Annotated in this window: 19 protein-coding genes and 1 other RNA gene; 9 read left to right on the top strand and 11 right to left on the bottom strand. The window is 66.2% G+C overall.

Annotation, left to right across the window (positions count from 1 at the left end):
• Positions 1-52: 52 nt before the first annotated feature.
• The 8 genes from gcvH to CR917_RS19295 all read right to left on the bottom strand — a co-directional run bounded on the left by gcvH (position 53) and on the right by CR917_RS19295 (position 8,926).
• Positions 53-436: a glycine cleavage system protein GcvH gene (gcvH, locus tag CR917_RS19330; protein ID WP_043863412.1), complete on the bottom strand. Its 384-nt coding sequence runs from the start codon at positions 434-436 to the stop codon at positions 53-55.
• 45 nt (positions 437-481) lie between these two features.
• On the bottom strand, positions 482-1,564 hold the full coding sequence (gene gcvT, locus CR917_RS19325) for a glycine cleavage system aminomethyltransferase GcvT (RefSeq protein WP_043863411.1): 1,083 nt from the start codon (positions 1,562-1,564) through the stop codon (positions 482-484).
• Between the two features lie 118 nt (positions 1,565-1,682).
• The gene (locus tag CR917_RS19320) at positions 1,683-3,305 is read right to left on the bottom strand and encodes an iron ABC transporter permease (protein ID WP_043863410.1); all 1,623 of its coding nucleotides are present in this window, start codon (positions 3,303-3,305) and stop codon (positions 1,683-1,685) included.
• A 151-nt stretch (positions 3,306-3,456) separates the two neighbouring features.
• Positions 3,457-4,458 carry an extracellular solute-binding protein gene (locus CR917_RS19315; protein ID WP_043863409.1) on the bottom strand — a complete coding sequence of 334 codons (1,002 nt, stop codon included), beginning with the start codon at positions 4,456-4,458 and terminating at the stop codon, positions 3,457-3,459.
• A 105-nt stretch (positions 4,459-4,563) separates the two neighbouring features.
• On the bottom strand, positions 4,564-5,781 hold the full coding sequence (locus CR917_RS19310) for a 2-octaprenyl-3-methyl-6-methoxy-1,4-benzoquinol hydroxylase (RefSeq protein WP_173925094.1): 1,218 nt from the start codon (positions 5,779-5,781) through the stop codon (positions 4,564-4,566).
• A 36-nt stretch (positions 5,782-5,817) separates the two neighbouring features.
• Entirely contained in the window at positions 5,818-7,014 is a 1,197-nt protein-coding gene (gene ubiH, locus CR917_RS19305; protein WP_104572815.1) for a 2-octaprenyl-6-methoxyphenyl hydroxylase, read from the bottom strand.
• Positions 7,011-8,345 (bottom strand): Xaa-Pro aminopeptidase, encoded by a 1,335-nt coding sequence (pepP, locus tag CR917_RS19300; RefSeq protein WP_043863469.1) that lies wholly within the window; start codon positions 8,343-8,345, stop codon positions 7,011-7,013. Before pepP ends, ubiH begins: the two co-directional genes overlap by 4 nt.
• A 26-nt stretch (positions 8,346-8,371) precedes the next feature.
• Positions 8,372-8,926, bottom strand: a complete 555-nt coding sequence (locus tag CR917_RS19295) for a YecA family protein (protein ID WP_043863406.1) — start codon at positions 8,924-8,926, stop codon at positions 8,372-8,374.
• Between the two features lie 153 nt (positions 8,927-9,079).
• On the opposite strand from CR917_RS19295, the gene CR917_RS19290 reads away from it, so the two are divergent.
• The 4 genes from CR917_RS19290 (at position 9,080) to CR917_RS19275 (ending at position 10,492) form a co-directional block, all read left to right on the top strand.
• Entirely contained in the window at positions 9,080-9,289 is a 210-nt protein-coding gene (locus CR917_RS19290; protein WP_043863405.1) for a TIGR02449 family protein, read from the top strand.
• Positions 9,286-9,603 (top strand): cell division protein ZapA, encoded by a 318-nt coding sequence (locus CR917_RS19285; protein WP_043863404.1) that lies wholly within the window; start codon positions 9,286-9,288, stop codon positions 9,601-9,603. Before CR917_RS19290 ends, CR917_RS19285 begins: the two co-directional genes overlap by 4 nt.
• 19 nt (positions 9,604-9,622) lie before the next feature.
• A non-coding RNA gene (gene ssrS, locus CR917_RS19280) (6S RNA) lies at positions 9,623-9,800 on the top strand.
• Positions 9,801-9,886: 86 nt separating this feature from the next.
• Positions 9,887-10,492 carry a 5-formyltetrahydrofolate cyclo-ligase gene (locus tag CR917_RS19275; RefSeq protein ID WP_104572814.1) on the top strand — a complete coding sequence of 202 codons (606 nt, stop codon included), beginning with the start codon at positions 9,887-9,889 and terminating at the stop codon, positions 10,490-10,492.
• A gap of 16 nt (positions 10,493-10,508) precedes the next feature.
• Here the strand turns inward: CR917_RS19275 and CR917_RS27790 are convergent, their stop codons facing one another.
• Positions 10,509-10,631, bottom strand: a complete 123-nt coding sequence (locus tag CR917_RS27790; RefSeq protein ID WP_255001640.1) for a hypothetical protein — start codon at positions 10,629-10,631, stop codon at positions 10,509-10,511.
• A gap of 210 nt (positions 10,632-10,841) precedes the next feature.
• Here CR917_RS27790 and CR917_RS19270 point away from each other — a divergent pair, with 210 nt between their 5' ends.
• From CR917_RS19270 to CR917_RS19255, 4 genes are all read left to right on the top strand, one after another.
• Positions 10,842-11,291, top strand: a complete 450-nt coding sequence (locus CR917_RS19270; protein WP_104572813.1) for an EVE domain-containing protein — start codon at positions 10,842-10,844, stop codon at positions 11,289-11,291.
• A gap of 95 nt (positions 11,292-11,386) precedes the next feature.
• Positions 11,387-12,352, top strand: a complete 966-nt coding sequence (locus CR917_RS19265) for an HlyD family secretion protein (RefSeq protein WP_043863401.1) — start codon at positions 11,387-11,389, stop codon at positions 12,350-12,352.
• A complete protein-coding gene (gene rbbA / locus CR917_RS19260) occupies positions 12,349-15,084 on the top strand; it encodes a ribosome-associated ATPase/putative transporter RbbA (protein ID WP_104572812.1) in 2,736 nt (911 codons plus the stop codon). The genes CR917_RS19265 and rbbA overlap by 4 nt, the downstream gene beginning before the upstream one ends.
• A complete protein-coding gene (locus CR917_RS19255) occupies positions 15,084-16,193 on the top strand; it encodes an ABC transporter permease (RefSeq protein ID WP_043863399.1) in 1,110 nt (369 codons plus the stop codon). Before rbbA ends, CR917_RS19255 begins: the two co-directional genes overlap by 1 nt.
• On the opposite strand, the gene CR917_RS19250 is transcribed toward CR917_RS19255, so the two are convergent.
• On the bottom strand, positions 16,194-16,604 hold the full coding sequence (locus CR917_RS19250; RefSeq protein WP_054915500.1) for a flagellar basal body-associated protein FliL: 411 nt from the start codon (positions 16,602-16,604) through the stop codon (positions 16,194-16,196).
• A gap of 156 nt (positions 16,605-16,760) precedes the next feature.
• On the opposite strand from CR917_RS19250, the gene CR917_RS19245 reads away from it, so the two are divergent.
• Positions 16,761-17,738, top strand: coding sequence for an NADPH:quinone oxidoreductase family protein (locus CR917_RS19245; RefSeq protein ID WP_104572811.1), 978 nt, complete (start codon positions 16,761-16,763; stop codon positions 17,736-17,738).
• 61 nt (positions 17,739-17,799) lie between these two features.
• Here the strand turns inward: CR917_RS19245 and CR917_RS19240 are convergent, their stop codons facing one another.
• The gene (locus tag CR917_RS19240) at positions 17,800-18,330 is read right to left on the bottom strand and encodes a CbrC family protein (protein WP_054915498.1); all 531 of its coding nucleotides are present in this window, start codon (positions 18,328-18,330) and stop codon (positions 17,800-17,802) included.
• Between the last annotated feature and the right edge of the window lie 11 nt (positions 18,331-18,341).

The raw sequence follows: 18,341 nt of genomic DNA, 5'->3' as shown, positions 1-18,341 counted from the left end.
GGGGTCGAGGCTTATTGAGTCTAGGAAGGGATTGCCGTTCGTGCGGGAAAAACTACTCGCCGATGGCGGCCTTGTAGCCGGCAGCGTCCAGCAACTGCTCCAGCTCTGCCGGGTTGGACGGCTTGAGCTTGAAGATCCAGCTGGCGTAAGGATCGTTGTTCAGGTTCTCAGGGCTGTCGCTGAGGTCTTCGTTGACCGCGATCACTTCGCCGCTGACCGGCGCGTAGATATCCGAAGCGGCTTTCACCGACTCCACCACCCCGGCGGCGTCCTTGGCCGCGAACACCTTGCCGACCTCGGCCAGTTCGACAAATACCACGTCGCCCAGGGCTTCCTGGGCGTGGTCGCTGATGCCCACGGTGACGGTACCGTCGGCTTCCAGCCTGGCCCACTCGTGGCTCTCGGCAAAACGCAGGTCGGCGGGGATATTGCTCATAGTGTCTTTCCTCAACAGGTCAGCGGTCGGCCCGCCGGAATGAATTCAGATCAGGATCTTGCCCTGGCGCACGAAGGTCGGCTTGACCACCCGTACCGGGTACCACTTGCCGCGAATTTCCACCTCGGCGCGGTCGGCGGTAGCCACCGGCACGCGGGCCAGGGCAATCGCCTTGCTCAGCGTAGGAGAGAAACTACCACTGGTGATCTCCCCTTCGCCAATCTGTGCGATTCGCACCACCTGATGCGCACGCAGCACACCGCGTTCCTCGAGCACCAGGCCGACCAGTTTCAGCTGCACGCCTGCGGCCTGCTCGGCCTCCAGCGCACGGCGTCCGATGAAGTCGCGGTCGGCCGGTTCCAGGGCGATGTTGTGGGCCAGGTTGGAGGTCAGTGGCGAGTGTGCCTCGTCGATGTCCTGTCCGTACAGCGTCATGCCCGCTTCCAGGCGCAAGGTATCGCGCGCGCCCAGCCCGCTGGGGGCAATACCGGCGCCGACCAGGTCGTTGAAGAACGCCGGGGCCTGCTCTGCCGGCAGGGTGATCTCCAGGCCGTCTTCGCCGGTGTAGCCGGTACGCGAGATGAACCAGTCGCCACTGCTGCGGCCTTCGAAGGGGGCCAGTTCACGAATCAGCGCCGCACGGTCGCTGCTCACCAGTTCGGCCAGCTTGTCCCGCGCATGCGGGCCCTGCACAGCGAAGATCGACAGTTCGGGACGCTCGCGCACCTGCACGTCGTAGTCGCCGATATGGGCCTGCAGCCAGGCCAGGTCCTTGTCGCGGGTGGCGGCGTTGGCCACCAGGCGGTAGCCGTCGTCGGTGCGGTAGACCAGCAGGTCGTCGATCACACCGCCCTGTTCGTTGAGCAGGGTGCTGTACAGGGCCTTGCCGTGGGCATTCGGGCTGGCTACATCGTTGGCCAGCAACCAGCGCAGCCAGGGCGTGGCCTGGGCGCCGTGCACATCGATCACGGTGAGGTGCGAGACATCGAAGACCCCGCAGTCGCGGCGCACCTGGTGGTGCTCCTCGACTTGCGAGCCGTAATGCAGGGGCATGTCCCAACCGCCAAAATCGACCATCTTGGCGCCAAGCGCCAGGTGCAGGTCATAAAGAGGCGTACGCTGTCCCATGGGTTTCTCCTTCCGGGCGTGGCGAGGCTGCGGCTGAGGGCAGCGTTTCAGCTACCCGGTGCTGATCGGCCGCAGCGAATGCCGCGCATTGTAGCCGCAAGGGCGCAGCCTTACACCCTCAGTGACTCTGACCCGGGTGACGCGCCGAACGCCTTATCAAACCGATGACCGGCAGCAGCCCCACCAGCACCAGCGTCAACGCCGGCAGCGAGGCACGCGACCACTCGCCCTCGCTGGTCATCTCGAATACCCGCACCGCCAGGGTGTCCCAACCGAACGGGCGCATCAGCAGGGTGGCGGGCATCTCCTTGAGCACATCGACGAACACCAGCAGCGCTGCGCTCAGCGCACCCGGCACCAGCAGCGGGAGATACACCTTGAAAAACAATCGCGGGCCGCTGACCCCGAGGCTGCGCGAGGCCTCCGGCAGCGAGGGCCGAATGCGCCCCAGGCTGTTTTCCAAGGGGCCGTAGGCCACGGCGATGAAGCGCACCAGATAGGCCAACAGCAGTGCCGCCAGGCTGCCCATCAGCAGCGGGCGGCCGGCACCGCCAAGCCAGCTCGAAAGCGGCACCACCAGCTGGTTGTCGAGGTAACTGAAGGCCAGCATGATCGACACCGCCAATACCGAGCCGGGCAAGGCGTAGCCCAGGTTGGCCAGGCTGACCCCGGCGCGCACCACGCGGGTGGGGGCCTGGCGTCGGGCAAACGCCAGCAGCAGTGCCACCGCCACGGTGATCAGCGCAGCCATGGCGCCCAGGTACAGGGTATGCAGGATGAGCGCGCCATAGCGCTCGTCGAGGTCGAAACGCCCGCGCTGCCAGAACCACACCAGCAACTGCAGCACCGGGATAACGAACGCGCAGGCAAACACCAGCAGGCACCAGCTGCTGGCAGCCAGCGCCTTGACCCCGCGCAGGTGGTACAGCGCCGCCACCCGGGGCCGCTCGTTGCTGCTGCGTACCGCACCGCGGGCCCGGCGCTCGCCGTACAGCACCAGCATGACGGCCAGCAGCAGCAGGCTGGCGAGCTGGGCGGCGCTGGAGAGGCTGAAGAAGCCGTACCAGGTCTTGTAGATGGCGGTGGTGAAGGTGTCGAAGTTGAACACGGCCACCGCGCCGAAGTCGGCCAGGGTTTCCATCAGCGCCAGCGCCACGCCCGCGCCGATCGCCGGCCGCGCCATGGGCAGGGCCACGCGCCAGAAGGCTTGCAGCGGCGATTGCCCGAGCACCCGCGCCGCTTCCATCAGGCCCTTGCCCTGGGCCAGGAAGGCGGTACGTGCCAGCAGGTAGACATAGGGGTAGAACACCAGCACCAGCACGATGATCACCCCGCCGGTGGAGCGCACGCGCGGCAGGCGCATGGGGCCGAACCATTCGCGCAGCAGGGTTTGCACCGGGCCGGAGAAGTCCAGCAAACCGACGAAGACGAACGCCAGCACATAGGCGGGGATGGCGAAGGGCAGCATCAATGCCCAGTCGAGCCAGCGTCGGCCGGGGAATTCGCACAGGCTGGTGAGCCAGGCCAGGCTCACGCCCAGCACGGTGACGCCGACGCCCACGCCGAGGATCAAGGTCAGGGTGTTGCCCAACAGGCGGCTCATCTGGGTGTCGAGCAGGTGCGACCAGATCTGCAGGTCGATGCTCTGCCACGACAGCACCAGCACGCTCAGCGGCAGCAGCACCAGCGCGCAGACGGTGAAGACCAGGGGGTACCAGCGGCGTTGGGCGGGGTGTGACACGGGGGGAGATCTCTGGCGAAGGTGAGAGCGACCGCGTTGCGGTCTATCGCGGGTCAAGCCCGCTCCCACAAGGGCCACGGTGATCCCTGTAGGAGCGGGCTTGACCCGCGATGGGCCCCGACAGGGGCCCCGCAAGAATAAAGCCTTGCGCTCAGTTCCAGCCAGCCCGATCCATCAGGCGAATCGCTTCAGCCTGACGCTTGCCCGCCACTTCCACCGGCAGGCTGTCGGCCTTGAACTTGCCCCACGCCGCCACTTCTGCCGAAGGTTCCACCTTGGGGTTGGCCGGGAACTCCTGGTTCACATCGGCGAAGATCTTCTGCGCCTGCGGTCCGGTCATCCACTCCACCAGCTTGATCGCGGCCTCCTTGTGCGGCGCGTGCCGGGTCAAGCCGATGCCCGACAGGTTGACGTGCACGCCACGGTCGGCCTGGTTGGGCCAGAACAGCTTGATCGGCAGTTGCGGCTGCTCCTTGTGCAGGCGGCCATAGTAGTAGGTATTGACGATGCCCACGTCGCACTGCCCGGCCTCGATGGCCTTGAGCACTGCCACGTCATCCGAGAACACGTCGGTGGACAGGTTGTTCACCCAGCCCTTGAGGATCTCTTCGGTCTTCTCGGCGCCGTGGGTTTCGATCAGGGTCGCGGTCAGCGACTGGTTGTAGACCTTCTTGGCGGTACGCAGGCACAAGCGCCCTTCCCATTCCTTGCCGGCCAGCGCCTCGTAGGTGCTCAGCTCCTCGGGCTTGACCCGGTCGGTGGCGTAGGCAATGGTCCGTGCGCGCAGGCTCAGGCCGGTCCAGTCATGGGACGAAGCGCGATACTGCGGGGGAATGTTGGCGTCGATCACGGCCGACTTGATCGGCTGCAGGATACCCATCTGCTCGGCCTGCCAGAGGTTGCCGGCATCCACGGTCAGCAGCAGGTCGGCCGTGGCGTTGCTGCCCTCGGCCTTGATGCGCTGCATCAACGGCGCTTCCTTGTCGGTGATGAACTTGACCTTGACCCCGGTTTCCTTGGTGTAGGCATCGAATACCGGCTTGATCAGCTCGTCGATGCGCGAGGAATACACCACCACCTCGTCCGCCGCCTGTGCGGTACCGCCCAGCAGGGTGAGCGCCAGGGCGGCGAGTAGATGCTTGCGTGGCAACATGAAGGCGGTCCTCGGAATGCGGGAGAGGCGCAAATGGTAGTGAATGCCATTTGCCTTCTCAACCGAACTGCCAAGGGAGGAGTTACCAGATGTTGCGGTGCCGCCTCAGGCCCGTGCCAGCTCCGGCAGGTCGCCGCTCAGCCCCAGCGCCTGGCGCACGAACAGCGCCTTGGCCTCCGGCAGTTGCTCCACCCACTTCAGGCCACTGTTGCGCAGCCAGCGCAGCGGCAGCGGGTCGGCCTGGAACAGGCGCTCGAAGCCCTCCATTGCGGCCATCAAGGCCAGGTTGTGCGGCATGCGCCGTCGTTCGTAGCGGCTCAGCACGCGCACGTCGGCCAGGCGCTCGCCGCGCTCATGGGCATGCTGCAGCACTTCGGCCAGCACCGCCGCATCCAGAAAGCCAAGGTTCACGCCCTGCCCGGCCAGCGGGTGAATGGTGTGGGCCGCATCGCCGATCAACGCCAGGCCCTCGGCCACGTAGCGCTTGGCATGGCGCTGGCGCAGCGGTACGCACAGCCGTGGGTCAACCGCCAGCACCGTGCCCAGGCGGCCCTCGAAGGCCCGCTCCAGCTCGGCGCAGAAGGCTTCGTCCGGCAGGGCCATGAGGCGCTCGGCCTGCGCAGGCGTGGTCGACCACACGATGGAGCACCAGTGCTGCTGGCCGTCGCGCAGCAGTGGCAGAAACGCCAGCGGGCCGTCATCGGTGAAGCGCTGCCAGGCCGTGGCCTGGTGCGGCTCGGCACAGCGTACGCTGGTCACGATGGCGTGGTGCAGGTAGTCCCACTCACGGGTTTGGCAGCCGGTCAGGCGGCGCACCGCCGAGTTGGCGCCGTCAGCCGCAATCACCAGCGGCGCGCGCAGGGTGCGGCCATCGGCCAGGGTCAGCAGCCAGTCGTCGCCACTGCGGCGCATCTGCTCCAGGCGGGCGTTGGCCAGCAGGCCGATCTCGCTGTCGTGCAGGCGCTGCAGCAGACCGTCCTGCACCACGCGGTTCTCGACGATGTGGCCGAGCACCTCGGCGTGCACGCTGGCGGCCGAAAAGTGGATCTGCCCGGTGCCGCTGCCGTCCCACACGTGCATGTCCGAATACGGGCTCAGGCGCCGCTCGCGGATGTGCTGCCAGGCGCCCACGCGCTCGAGGATGCGCTGGCTGGCCATCGACAGCGCGCTGACTCGCGGCTCGAAGGGCGCCTGTGCATCGAACGGCTTGACCGTCAGGGGGCTGCCGTCGAGCAGCAGGATGTCCAGGCCACTGTGCTGCAAGGCCAGGGCCAGGGCGCTACCGACCATTCCGGCACCGACAATCAACAGATCTGCGCGCATTTCCATGCTTTCAAGCCCGATAAAGAGAAGAAGGGGTCATTGGCCAGGCTGGTCCGGGCGTGTACCCAGGCCCATGGCCTGGCGGGCGAACCAGCGCTTGGCCGGGGGCAGCAGGTCCAGGCCCAGCAGGCCCAGGTTGCGCCCGGTGGCGAGCAACGGCTGGCCGCTGCCGAACAGCCGCGTGACCTTGTCGGAGAAGCCCACGGTCAGGTCCTGGTCCAGGCGCTGGCGCTCGCGGTAGGCCTGCAGGGTCGCCAGGTCGCCTGGTACTTCGGGCCCGGCCAGCAGACCGTCGGCCAGCGACTGCACGTCACGCAGCGACAGGTTGAAACCCTGCCCGGCAATCGGGTGCAGGCTGTGCGCGGCGTTGCCCAGCACCACCAGGTGCGAGCGCACCTGCTCCTGGGCCTCGACCAGCGACAGCGGGTAGAGATGACGCGCGCCCACCTGGCGCAAGGTGCCCAGACGGTAGCCGAACACGCCTTGCAGCTCGGCCAGGAAGGCTCGTTCGTCGATCTCGGCCAGCCGTTTGGCATCCATTCCGGCACGGGTCCAGACCAGCGCGCAGCGGTTTTCCGGCAGCGGCAGCAAGGCCATCGGGCCGTCATCGGTGAAGCGTTCGAACGCCTGCCCGCAATGGGCCTCGCTCGGGGTGATGTTGGCGATCAGCGCACTCTGGTTGTACGGGCGCTGGCTGACGTGGATGCCCAACTGCTCGCGCAGCCCGGAACGCCCGCCGTCGGCCAGTACCGCCAGGTCGCAGTCCACCGTGGTGTCGTCATCCAGTGTCAGGCGGTAGCCGTCGGCCAGCGGCTGCATCGCGCTGACCTGCGCCGGGCAGCGCCAAGTCACCACCTCGGCATCCAGCCCCTGCCACAGGCACTGGCCGAGCCAGGCGTTCTCGACCACGTAGCCGAGTGCCGGCACGCCTTCTTCCAGGGCGTCCAGGCGGGTGGCGCCAAAGCGGCCACGGTCGGACACCTGGATCTGGCGGATCGGTTCGGCGCGGCGGCTGATCGGCTGCCACAGGCCCAGACGCTCGTAGATCTGCCGGGTGCCGTAGGAAAGCGCCGAGGAACGTGCGTCGTAACTGGGCTGGAAGCTGTCGCCGGGGGCGAACGGCTCGATCAGCAGGATCTTCCAGCCACGCGCCCTGGCCCCGGCCTGCAGGGCCAGCGCCAGGCTGGCACCGACCAGGCCGCCACCGATGATGGCAAGGTTGACCCGGCTCATGCGGCGTGGCTGCGTGCAGCCGCCATCAATGCTTCGATTTCGGCCACCGTGCGCGGTACGCCGGAGGTCAGGATTTCACAGCCCTGCTTGGTCACCACTACGTCGTCCTCGATTCGTACGCCGATACCGCGCCACTTCTTCGCGACACTCTGGTTGTCGGCAGCAATGTAGATGCCCGGCTCCACCGTCAGGGCCATGCCCGGCTCCAGCACGCGCCACTGGTCGGCGACCTTGTACTCGCCGACGTCGTGCACATCCAGCCCCAACCAGTGACCGGCGCGGTGCATGTAGAAGGCGCGATGGGCCTCGGCCTCGATCAGCGCCGGCACGTCGCCCTTGAGCAGCCCCAGCTCCACCAGCCCTTCGGTGATCACCTGCACGGTGGCCTCGTGGGCATGGTTCCAGTGCTTGCCCGGTGCAATCGCGGCAAAGGCTGCAGCCTGGGCCTTGAGCACCAGCTCGTAGATCGCTTTCTGCTCCGGCGAGAAGCGCCCGCTGACCGGAAAGGTGCGGGTGATGTCGCTGGCGTAGCAGTCGATCTCGCACCCGGCGTCGATCAGGACCAGGTCGCCGTCCTTGAGCAGGGCATCGTTCTGCTGGTAATGCAGGATGCAGGCGTTGCGACCCGATGCCACGATCGAGCCGTAGGCCGGCATCTTCGCCCCGCCCTTGCGGAACTCGTAGTCCAGCTCGGCCTCCAGGCTGTATTCGTGCAACCCGGCGCGGCAGGCCTGCATGGCCCGCACATGGGCGCGTGCCGAAATCGCCGCGGCCTCGCGCATCACCTTCACTTCCGTGGCCGATTTATACAGGCGCATGTCGTGCAGCAGATGATCCAGCGCAACGAACTCGTTCGGTGGCTGGGCGCCGAGGTTGGCCTTGGAGCGGATCACGTTGATCCACTCCATCAGGTGGCGGTCGAATTCGGGGTGGCTGCCCATGGCCGAGTACACCCGGTCGCGGCCTTCGATCAGGCCCGGCAGGATGTCGTCGATGTCGGTGATGGGGAACGCATCGTCCGCGCCGTATTCGCGTATCGCGCCTTCCTGGCCGGCGCGCAGGCCGTCCCACAGCTCGCGCTCGGGGTTGCGCTCGCGGCAGAACAGCACGTACTCACCGTGCTCGCGGCCGGGGATCAGCGCAATCACCGCCTCGGGCTCCGGGAAGCCGCTGAGGTACTGGAAGTCGCTGTCCTGGCGGTACACATGCTCCACGTCGCGGTTGCGAATGGCCACCGCGGCCGCGGGCAGGATGGCGATGCTGTTGGGTTCCATCTGCGCCATCAGCGCCTTGCGACGACGGGCATACTCCGCTTTGGGGATATGGGCTATTGGCACGAGGAACCCCTGTTCGGCATTTAGTGCAAGGAAGGCTTGGGCGCAGGCGCCTGTGGCTTGGCCAGCTCGGAGAACAGCAGCATCGGTGCGACGCGCAGGTACTCCATCACTTCCATATAGTCGCTTTCGCCGTCTTCGGATTCTTCCAGTGCATCCTGGACCTGGGAAATGGCATCCAGGTCACCCAGCACTTCCTTGGCTTCGGCACTCAGGCTCAGGCCTGCCGAGTTGAGGCCGAAGCCGTACAGGAAGCCTTTGCACCACTCGCCCAGGGCGATGGCACGCTCGGTCAGCGGGGCATCGTCGGTGGGCAGCAACAGCACGACGGTGACTTCTTCGCCGGTGAGTTCGCCCTTGACCATCTCCTGCAGGCCGATCAAAGCGTTACGAACATTGTCTACAGGATCGACTTCCAGCAGGTGGGCCGCATCGGCCAACCAGCCGTCGGCATCGAAGCCGGCGCCGGCGCAGCTGCGCCCGAGCAACAAGCCGTGAAGCTCGGCAGGCGAAACAGGGTGACCGTTGCTGGTGAGCAAGGTGGCAAAAGCGGTGTATGGCGAATTCGTAATGGGCATGGGCAGCTAGGCGCCAGACGGCGCAATGACTAGAATGAAGGCCTTGTATCCTAGCACCGGCAGGCGCGCCAAGACCATCGACGCCGCCAATTCGGGGCATGCCGGAACTTAATGAGCGGGTAAGACCCGTCTGACAAAAGCGAGTGGCACGTCATGCCAGAGAACGACCTGCAAGCGCTGATGGGCCGATTCGAGCTGTTGATCGAACGTGTCGAGCAACTAAAGCGGCAAAATGCACTCCTATTAGCTCAGGAAAAATCCTGGCGCGAGGAGCGCGCCCACCTCATCGAAAAAAACGAGATCGCCCGGCGTAAGGTCGAATCGATGATTTCGCGGCTCAAGGCCCTGGAGCAAGACTCATGAGTTCAAGCAATAGCGTCACCGTTCAGATCCTCGACAAGGAGTATTCGATCATCTGCCCGCCGGAAGAGCGCAGCAACCTGGTCAGCGCAGCGCGCTACCTGGACAGCAAGATGCGCGAGATCCGCAGCAGCGGCAAGGTGATCGGCGCCGACCGTATCGCGGTGATGGCGGCGCTGAACATCACCCACGACCTGCTGCACAATCAGGAGCGCCCGCAGGCGCCCACCGGCGGTGCCACCCGTGAACAGGTGCGCGACCTGCTCGAACGTGTCGATCAGGCATTGGCCGACGACGCGGGTTCAAAACCGGCCTGAGTTTCGGGTATACTCCGACCACTCCCTGGAGTGCTTGCCAGTCGGTCATGTCCCTGAGCCGATACGCACAACCACGGGGGTTGCACGTGGGGCCGGTGTGCATGTCCGCTTGACGGAAAGCCTTAACGCCTCCTGTAATCTCCACCTTGAACTTTCGGGTTCAAGGGCTACACCGACAGCGGTTCGTCGGGGAGCCTGAATTCTCCAGCCTGCGCCCGCCCAGCGGCGCACGCACATGCACTGCCACCCCTGCGTGGCAGTCGCCCCAGGGACCGCCCGTGCCATGACCGACACCGCGCCGCTTACCCGCCCCCAGCTTCGTCGTCTGCTCCGTGATGCCCGCCGTGCCCTCAGCCCGGCCGAACAGCGCCGTGCCGCGCGCGGCCTGTACCGGCAACTGGCGCAGCACCCGCTGTTTCGTCGTGCCCGGCACATTGCCCTGTACCTGCCCAACGACAGCGAGATCGACCCGCGCCTGCTGCTGCGCGAAGCTCAACGTCGAGGCAAGCATACCTACCTGCCGGTGCTGTACGCCTGGCCCAGAACCCGCATGGCCTTCCAGCGCTTCGAGCACGGTGAAAAACTGCGCCCCAACCGCTTCCGCATCCCCGAACCACGCATCAATCTCACACGCCAGCGACCCACCTGGGCACTGGACCTGATCCTGCTGCCGCTGGTGGGTTTCGACGAGACGGGTGGGCGACTGGGCATGGGCGGCGGGTTCTATGACCGCAGCCTGGCGTATCAGGGGCGGCGCAAGGCCTGGAAGAAACCCCTGCTGCTGGGGCTGGCGCACGAATGCCAGAAAGTGCAACGACTGGCCCAGGCCAGTTGGGACGTGCCGCTGCAGGGCACGGTATCGGACAGGGGGTGGTACCTGGCACCCTGAACGGGCGCCGCAAGGCTCAACGCTTGACGGGGGTCGGGGCGGCCGGCATCTCGTAGGCGGCTGTTTCGAGTTTCTGTTCCCACAGGCTTTGTGCATAGCCGGTGGTGACCACACCCAGGCCAAACAGAAAAACGAGCACCCAGAGCAAATCCGGTTTGCGATTCATCGATTGCCCCCCTCAGGCAAACTCATCACGATGACAGCAACGGTTTTTATTATGCCGTGCAGCAGCGTCAAGCTTAAAATGCGCGCATTCTCCGACAACCTGGTGCCACACGCAAACGTTGACGCCAACCGGCTGTCGGTTTCATGCAACAGGTTATTTCAAACTTTGTCTGGAGCGTCAACGATGGCCTACTGGCTGATGAAATCCGAGCCCGACGAGCTCTCGATCGAAGACCTCGCCCGCCTCGGCCAGGCGCGCTGGGACGGGGTGCGCAACTACCAGGCGCGCAACTTCATGCGCGCCATGGCGGTGGGCGATCTGTTCTTCTTCTACCACTCCAGCTGCCCCGAGCCCGGCATCGCCGGTATTGCCCGCATCACCACCGCCGCCTACCCCGACCCCACCGCACTGGACCCCGAGAGCCACTACTTCGACGCCAAGGCCAGCGCCGAGAAGAACCCGTGGAGCGCAGTGGACGTGGAGCATGTGGAAACCTTGCGCAAGGTGCTGGGCCTTGGCTACCTCAAGCAACAGGCGGCACTGGCCGAACTGCCACTGGTACAGAAGGGCAGCCGCCTGTCGGTGATGCCGGTGACGGACAAACAATGGGCCGCGGTGCTCGCACTACGTTAATTTCGCGTAAGATGCCCACTCGTTTGATACGTATCAACCCGCCACGGTAGGCAAAACGTCAGACTCTGACGTCAAACGCAGCAGGATGCAGGTGCATGTCGATGAGCCAACACACCCCCAAACTCTTTGCCGGCGCGCTGATTGCGCTGCTGGTGGCAGCCGGCGGCCTGGGCTACTGGAAGTCCATGCACGACCGTCTGCCCGAAGGCCTGAGCATGGGCAACGGTCGCCTTGAGGCCACCGAGGTGCAGATCGCCACCAAAGTGCCGGGGCGCCTGGCCGAAGTGCTGGCCGACGAGGGCGACGTGGTGCACAAGGGCCAACTGCTGGCGCGCATCGACACCCGCACCATGGAGGCCCAGCGCAACCAGGCCGAAGCCGAAGTGCTGCGTGCCCGCGAGAACTACGCGGCCGCCCAGGCCACCGTGCAGCTGCGCCAGAGCGAACAGCTGCTGGCCAGCCAGGAACTCAAGCGCGTGCGCGAACTGTTCCAGCGCAAGTACTCCAGCCAGCAATTGCTCGACCAGCAGCAGGCCCGCTACGACACCAGCAATTCAGCCGTGGTGGCAGCGCGAGCGCAACTCGCGGCAATCAAGGCCGCCATCGGTGCCGCCGAGGCCCAGGTGGCCCAGCTCACCAGCGAAATCGACGACAGCAGCCTGCGCGCGCCCATCGATGGCGTGATCCAGCTGCGCCTGGCCGAACCGGGCGAAGTGCTCGGGGCCGGCGGGCGCGTACTGCTGCTGATCGATCCCAGCGACCAGTACATGAACCTCTATCTGCCCGCCTCCACCACCGGCAAACTGACCGTGGGCGACCAGGCGCGCATCGTGCTCGATGCCCTGCCCGACCGCGCGCTGCCGGCCAAGATCAGCTTCGTGGCAGCCAAGGCGCAGTTCACCCCCAAGCAGGTGGAAACCCGTGACGAGCGCCAGAAGCTGGTGTTTCGCGTCAAGCTGCGCCTGACCGAGCCCAGCGCGGTGCCCCAGGCCAAGCCGGGCATGCCCGGCGCCGGCTATGTGCGTAGCGCCCCCGTGGACTGGCCGGCCAACCTGCAATGACGGCCCTGGCGCTGCAGGCGCGTGGCATCAGCCACCGCTACGGCTCCCTCGAGGCCCTGCAAAACATCTGCTTTGAACTTCCGGCAGGCACCCGCTGCGGCCTGATCGGCCCGGACGGTGCGGGCAAGTCGAGCCTGCTGGGGCTGATTGCCGGGGTAAAGAAGCTGCAACAGGGCGAGTTGCAGGTGCTGGACGGCTCGATCCGCCAGCGCCGCCACCGCAACAGCCTGTACCCGCGCATCGCCTTCATGCCCCAGGGCCTGGGCGGCAACCTGTACCCCGAGCTGTCGATCAGCGAGAACATCCGCTTCTTCGCCACGCTGTTCGGCCTGAGCCGCACCGAGTGCGACACGCGCATGCACGCGCTGCTGCTGGCCACCGACCTGGAACGCTTTGCCGAGCGCCCGGCAGGCAAGCTCTCCGGGGGCATGAAGCAGAAACTCGGGCTGTGCTGCGCACTGATACACGAGCCCGACCTGCTGATTCTCGACGAGCCCACCACCGGCGTCGACCCGCTGTCGCGCCGGCGCTTCTGGGAGCTGGTGGAGCAGGTGCGCGGCGAGCGTCCGCAACTGACCCTGCTGGTGGCCACCGCCTACATGGAAGAGGCCGAACAGTTCGAGCACTGCCTGATGCTCGACCGTGGTCGCCTGATCGCCCAGGGGCTGAGCCGCGAGCTGGCCGGCGCCACCGCCAGCGGCAAGCTGGACGACGCCTTCACCTGCTACCAGAGCCAGCAGCAGGATGACCGCAGCCGCACCCAGGCGCCGCTGGTGATCCCGCCACGCCCGGCCGACGACGGCGACATCGCCATCGAGGCCCATGAACTGACCCTGCGCTTCGGCGACTTCACCGCAGTGAACAAGGTCAGCTTCGCCATCGGCCGTGGCGAGATCTTCGGTTTCCTGGGCTCCAACGGCTGTGGCAAGACCACCACCATGAAGGTGCTCACCGGCCTGATGCCGGCCAGCGAAGGCAGCGCCACCCTGCTCGGCCGCCCGGTCGACGCCAAGGACCTGGCCACGCGCAAGCGCGTCGGCTTCATGTCGCAGAGCTTTTCGCTGTATGGCGAACTGAGCGTGCGTCAGAACCTCGAGCTGCACGCGCGCCTGTTCGACCTGAACAAGGCCGACAGCACCCCGCGCATCGCCGAACTGATCGATCGTTTCGACCTGGGCGACATTGCCGACCAGCAGTCCGGCGCCCTGCCGCTGGGCCTGCGCCAGCGCCTGTCGCTGGCCGTGGCGGTGCTGCACCGGCCTGAAGTGCTGATCCTCGACGAACCCACCTCCGGCGTCGACCCGGCCGCACGCGACGACTTCTGGCGCCTGCTGATCGAGCTGTCCCGCGAGCAGGGCGTGACCATTTTCCTGTCCACCCACTTCATGAACGAGGCGCTGCGCTGCGATCGCATCTCGCTGATGCATGCCGGCCGTGTGCTGGCCTGCGATACCCCGGCCGCGCTGCAACAGCAGTTCGGCGGCCAGACCCTGGAAGACGCCTTCGTCACCTGCCTGGAACAGGCGCAGAACAGCAGCCCGGCGCCGACCGAGGCCCAACCGGTGAGCACCACCGCCGAGACCGCCAGCCCGCCGCCCCGCAGCGGCTTCAGCTTCGTGCGGCTGTTCGCGGTAGCCACCCGCGAAGGCAAGGAGCTGCTGCGCGACAAGGTGCGCCTGGCCTTCGCCCTGCTCGGTGCGCTGTTCATGATGGTGATCTTCGGCTATGGCATTTCGCTGGACGTGGAGAACCTGGCATTCGCGGTCTACGACCAGGACCAGAGCCCGCAAAGCCGTCTGTACCTGGAAGCGTTTCGCGGCTCGCGCTACTTCGCCGAGCAGGCGCCGATCCGCGACGCCGCGCAACTGCACAAGCGCCTGCAACGCTCGGAAATCAAGCTGGCGCTGGAGATCCCCCCCGGCTTTGGCCGCGACCTGAATGCCGGGCGCCAGCCGGTGGTGGCGGCCTGGCTCGATGGCGGCATGCCGTTTCGCGCCGAAACCAGCCGCAACTATGTGGAGGCCGTGCACCAGGCCAACCTCGAACAGCTCGCCGCGCTGAGCAGCCGCGCACAGCCAGGCCTGGCAGCGGTAAAGCTTGAAACCCGCTTTCGCTACAACCAGGACGTGATCAGCGTGAACGCCATCGGCCCCGGGGTGATGGCGCTGATCCTGGCATTCATTCCCGCGATGCTCACGGCACTGGGCATCGTGCGTGAAAAAGAGCTGGGCTCGATCACCAACTTCTACGCCACGCCGCTCACGCGCCTGGAGTTCCTGCTCGGCAAGCAGGCCCCGTACCTGCTGGTGAGCCTGGTCAACCTGGCGTTGCTGGTGGCGATGAACCGCTGGCTGTTCGGCGTGCCCTTCAAGGGCAGCGCACTGGCCCTGGCCTGCGGCGGGGTGCTGTACCTGCTGGCCACCACCAGCCTGGGGCTGCTGATCTCGGCATTCACCCGCACCCAGATCGCGGCGATCCTGGGCACCATGATCATCACCAGCCTGCCGACCATCCAGTTCTCCGGGCTGATCGTGCCACGCTCTTCTCTCGATGGCGCGGCAGCACTGATGGGTCAGCTGTTCCCGGCCGGCTACTTCCTCGACATTGCCGTCGGCACCTTCACCAAGGCCCTGGACCTGCGCGAACTCTGGCCGCAGTGCCTGGCCCTGTTCGGGTTCTTCGCCGGCTTCACCGGGCTGAGCCTGATCATGCTGAAAAAGCAGGAGGTCTGATGCAGCGCCTGGCCCATATCTACCGCCTCGGTCTCAAGGAGCTGACCAGCCTGCGCCACGACAGCGTGCTGCTGCTGTTTCTGCTGTATGCCTTCAGCGTGGCCATCTACATGCCCGCCGCCGGCTCGGTGATCGGCGTGCACAACGCCAGCGTGGCCATCGTCGACGAAGACCACAGCCTGGTCTCGCGCAAGCTGGGCGAGGCGCTGCAACCGCCGGAGTTCCAGCCGGCGGTGACGCTGCCCTACGACCAGCTCGACCAGGCCATGGACAGCGGCCAGTACACCTTCGTGATCAATATCCCGGTGAACTTCCAGAGCGACCTGCTGGCCGGGCGCACCCCGGAACTGCAGGTGAACGTCGACGCCACCGCCATGAGCCAGGCGTTCATGGGCGCCGGCTACATCGGGCGGATCTTCGAACGCGAGCTGCTCGACTACGCCAAGCAGGCCGTGCAGAGCCCGGCGCTGCTGAGCCCACGGGCGCTGTTCAACCCCAACCTGGAGGGCGGCTGGTTTCTGGCGGTGATCCAGATCGTCAACAACATCACCATCCTGGCCATCGTGCTGACCGGCACTGCGCTGCTGCGCGAACGCGAGCATGGCACCCTCGACCACCTGCTGGTACTGCCACTGACGGCACTGGAAATCATGCTGGCCAAGATCGGCAGCAACGCGCTGGTGGTGGTGCTGTGCACCTGGGTGTCGCTGGAGGTGGTGGTCAAGGGGGCATTGGGAGTGCCGCTGGCCGGCTCCATGGGGTTGTTCCTGGGCGTGACCGCGCTGTACCTGTTCGCCAGCACCGCGCTGGGGATCTTCCTCGCCACACTGGCGCGCTCGACCCCGCAGTTCGGCTTGCTGGCGATCCCGGTGATCATACCGATGCTGTTGCTGTCGGGCGGCAGCACGCCGCTGGACAGCATGCCGCAATGGCTGCAGTGGGTGATGCAACTGTCACCCTCCACCCACTTCGTCAGCCTGGGTGCCGCGATCCTGTTCCGCGACGCCGACGCATCGGTGGTGTGGCCGGACCTGCTGGCGCTGGCGGCGATCGGCCTGGCGTTCTTTGCGATCGCCCTGGCACGCTTTCGCCGCAGCCTGGCCTCGTGACTACTGCACGATCAGGTTGTTGAACAGCAGGTCGGCCACCACCGGCCGGCCTTCTTCGCCGTTGAGCACCTGCTGCACCTGCTTGAGGGCTTCCTGGCGAAGGTGTTCCTTGGCCTCGACGTTGCTCATGCCGTCCAGGCTCTGCTGGGTGAACAGGGCCACCAGCTGGTTGCGGATCAGCGGTTCGTGGTGCTTGACCGCGGCCGCATCCACATCGTTGTCCACGCGCAACGCCACATCGGCCTTGTACACGCGCAGCTTGGGGCCGCCATCAAGGGCATAGTTGCCCACCAGTGGCGGGGTCAGGGAGATGTACGACACCTTCGGCGCGCCCTCTCCGTCCTTGGCTTCTTCGGCCATGGCCGCCGCTGGCAGCATCAGGGCCAGTACCATCAAGATCCACGCTTTCACCAATTCGCTCCTCAAACAGTTGGCGCCAGCATACCCAGCGCCTTCGCCAAACCCAAGCCCGGGCTTATGCCGGCTTATCAGGCCGGGGCATGCTCGTTGACCCGACACCCTGCCCACCTACACTTATCGGCCACCACCCGCAAAGGAATAGCCCTGATGAAAGCCGTGTTGTGCAAAGCCCATGGTCCGGCCAGCGACCTGGTCCTCGAAGAGGTCGCCAGCCCAGTGCCCAAACGCAATGAAGTGCTGGTGCAGGTGCATGCGGCGGGGGTCAACTTCCCCGACACCCTGATCATCCAGGGCAAGTACCAGTTCCAGCCGCCACTGCCGTTCTCGCCGGGTGGCGAAGCAGCAGGGGTAGTGCTGGAGGTGGGCGAAAAGGCCGAGCCGTTGCAGGTGGGCGACCGGGTGATGGCGCTGACCGGCTGGGGCAGCTTTGCCGAGCAGATCGCGGTGCCGGGCTACAACGTGATGCCGATCCCGGCGCACATGGACTTCGCCACGGCTGCCGCATTCGGCATGACCTACGGCACCTCGATGTACGCGCTCACCCAGCGCGGGCATCTGCAAGCCGGGGAAACCCTGCTGGTGCTGGGCGCGTCGGGCGGTGTCGGGCTGGCGGCGGTGGAGATCGGCAAGGCCCTGGGCGCGCGGGTGATCGCAGCGGCCAGCAGCGCCGACAAGCTGGCCGTGGCCAAGGCTGCCGGTGCCGACGAGCTGATCAACTACAGCGAAAGCGGCCTCAAGGACGAGATCAAGCGCCTGACCGGTGGCCAGGGCGTGGACGTGGTTTTCGACCCGGTGGGCGGCGAGCTGTTCGAGCAGGCGGTGCGCGGGCTGGCGTGGAACGGACGGATGCTGGTGGTGGGGTTCGCCAGCGGGCAGATCCCGCAGTTGGCGGTGAACCTGACGCTGCTCAAGGGCGCGGCGGTGCTGGGGGTGTTCTGGGGTGCGTTCGCGCAGCGCCAGCCGGCGGATAACGCCGCGAACTTCAAGCAGCTGTTTGCGTGGCATGCCGAGGGCAAGCTGAAACCACTGGTGTCGCAGACCTACCCACTGGCCGATGCCGGGGCTGCAATCGAGCAGTTGGCGGGGCGCAAGGCGGTGGGCAAGCTGGTGGTGTCTGTGCGATAGCCAAGCCCGCTCCCGCACTGCCCTGTGGGAGCGGACTTGACCCGCGATAGAGGCGTGAACGTCAGCTCATGTCCCAGGCCAGCAGCACCTGCTTGCACCCACGGCACACGAACTTGTAGAACCCGGTATCCCCGCCCGGCGCATACCCCACCGCGGCCCACGACCAGTCCTCCACGGTCATGCCGTTGTACTCGGCCCAGTGCTCCCGGGTCGCCGGCGTGGCCTCACTGATGTCCTCGGCGCTGGCGTCCCCGTGGAACTCGCAGGCGTCACCGCAATGGTGCATCCACTGGCTGTCCTGCCATGTGGGATAGCCCGGCGTGCGGTAGGCGATCTCGTCGAGCACCTCAGGCTTTATGCCCGCCTCCCCCATCGCATACACATCATGGAAACTGCCGTCGTAGCGCCTGGCCGCCGAACCATCGGCGATGCACCACGGGCAGATATCGCCCTCGAGTGTCTGCGCGGTGTACAGCGTGCCGTCATACAGGTAACCACGCGCCTGCCCGCAGCACACGCAAGCCTCGCTGCTGGCCACGATGTAATGAACCTTGCCGGGGTAATAGGTAAAGACCGGAAGTGGTGTTGTCATGGCATTCCTTC

Source organism: Pseudomonas sp. BRM28 (assembly GCF_002939405.1).
GTDB lineage: Bacteria > Pseudomonadota > Gammaproteobacteria > Pseudomonadales > Pseudomonadaceae > Aquipseudomonas > Aquipseudomonas palmensis.
The sequence above is the reverse complement of the archived record's forward strand: the minus strand, read 5'-3'. Positions and strand labels throughout refer to the sequence as shown.

Excerpts from the sequence above, each read along its gene's own strand:
- CR917_RS19255 (WP_043863399.1), top strand. The coding sequence starts at position 15,084 with ATGCAGCGCCTGGCCCATATCTACCGCCTCGGTCTCAAGGAGCTGACC.
- gcvH (WP_043863412.1), bottom strand. The coding sequence starts at position 436 with ATGAGCAATATCCCCGCCGACCTGCGTTTTGCCGAGAGCCACGAGTGG.
- CR917_RS19245 (WP_104572811.1), top strand. The coding sequence starts at position 16,761 with ATGAAAGCCGTGTTGTGCAAAGCCCATGGTCCGGCCAGCGACCTGGTC.
- CR917_RS19265 (WP_043863401.1), top strand. The coding sequence starts at position 11,387 with ATGTCGATGAGCCAACACACCCCCAAACTCTTTGCCGGCGCGCTGATT.
- CR917_RS19240 (WP_054915498.1), bottom strand. The coding sequence starts at position 18,330 with ATGACAACACCACTTCCGGTCTTTACCTATTACCCCGGCAAGGTTCAT.
- gcvT (WP_043863411.1), bottom strand. The coding sequence starts at position 1,564 with ATGGGACAGCGTACGCCTCTTTATGACCTGCACCTGGCGCTTGGCGCC.
- CR917_RS19285 (WP_043863404.1), top strand. The coding sequence starts at position 9,286 with ATGAGTTCAAGCAATAGCGTCACCGTTCAGATCCTCGACAAGGAGTAT.
- CR917_RS19275 (WP_104572814.1), top strand. The coding sequence starts at position 9,887 with ATGACCGACACCGCGCCGCTTACCCGCCCCCAGCTTCGTCGTCTGCTC.
- CR917_RS19315 (WP_043863409.1), bottom strand. The coding sequence starts at position 4,458 with ATGTTGCCACGCAAGCATCTACTCGCCGCCCTGGCGCTCACCCTGCTG.
- CR917_RS19310 (WP_173925094.1), bottom strand. The coding sequence starts at position 5,781 with ATGCGCGCAGATCTGTTGATTGTCGGTGCCGGAATGGTCGGTAGCGCC.
- CR917_RS19295 (WP_043863406.1), bottom strand. The coding sequence starts at position 8,926 with ATGCCCATTACGAATTCGCCATACACCGCTTTTGCCACCTTGCTCACC.
- rbbA (WP_104572812.1), top strand. The coding sequence starts at position 12,349 with ATGACGGCCCTGGCGCTGCAGGCGCGTGGCATCAGCCACCGCTACGGC.
- ubiH (WP_104572815.1), bottom strand. The coding sequence starts at position 7,014 with ATGAGCCGGGTCAACCTTGCCATCATCGGTGGCGGCCTGGTCGGTGCC.
- CR917_RS19290 (WP_043863405.1), top strand. The coding sequence starts at position 9,080 with ATGCCAGAGAACGACCTGCAAGCGCTGATGGGCCGATTCGAGCTGTTG.
- CR917_RS19270 (WP_104572813.1), top strand. The coding sequence starts at position 10,842 with ATGGCCTACTGGCTGATGAAATCCGAGCCCGACGAGCTCTCGATCGAA.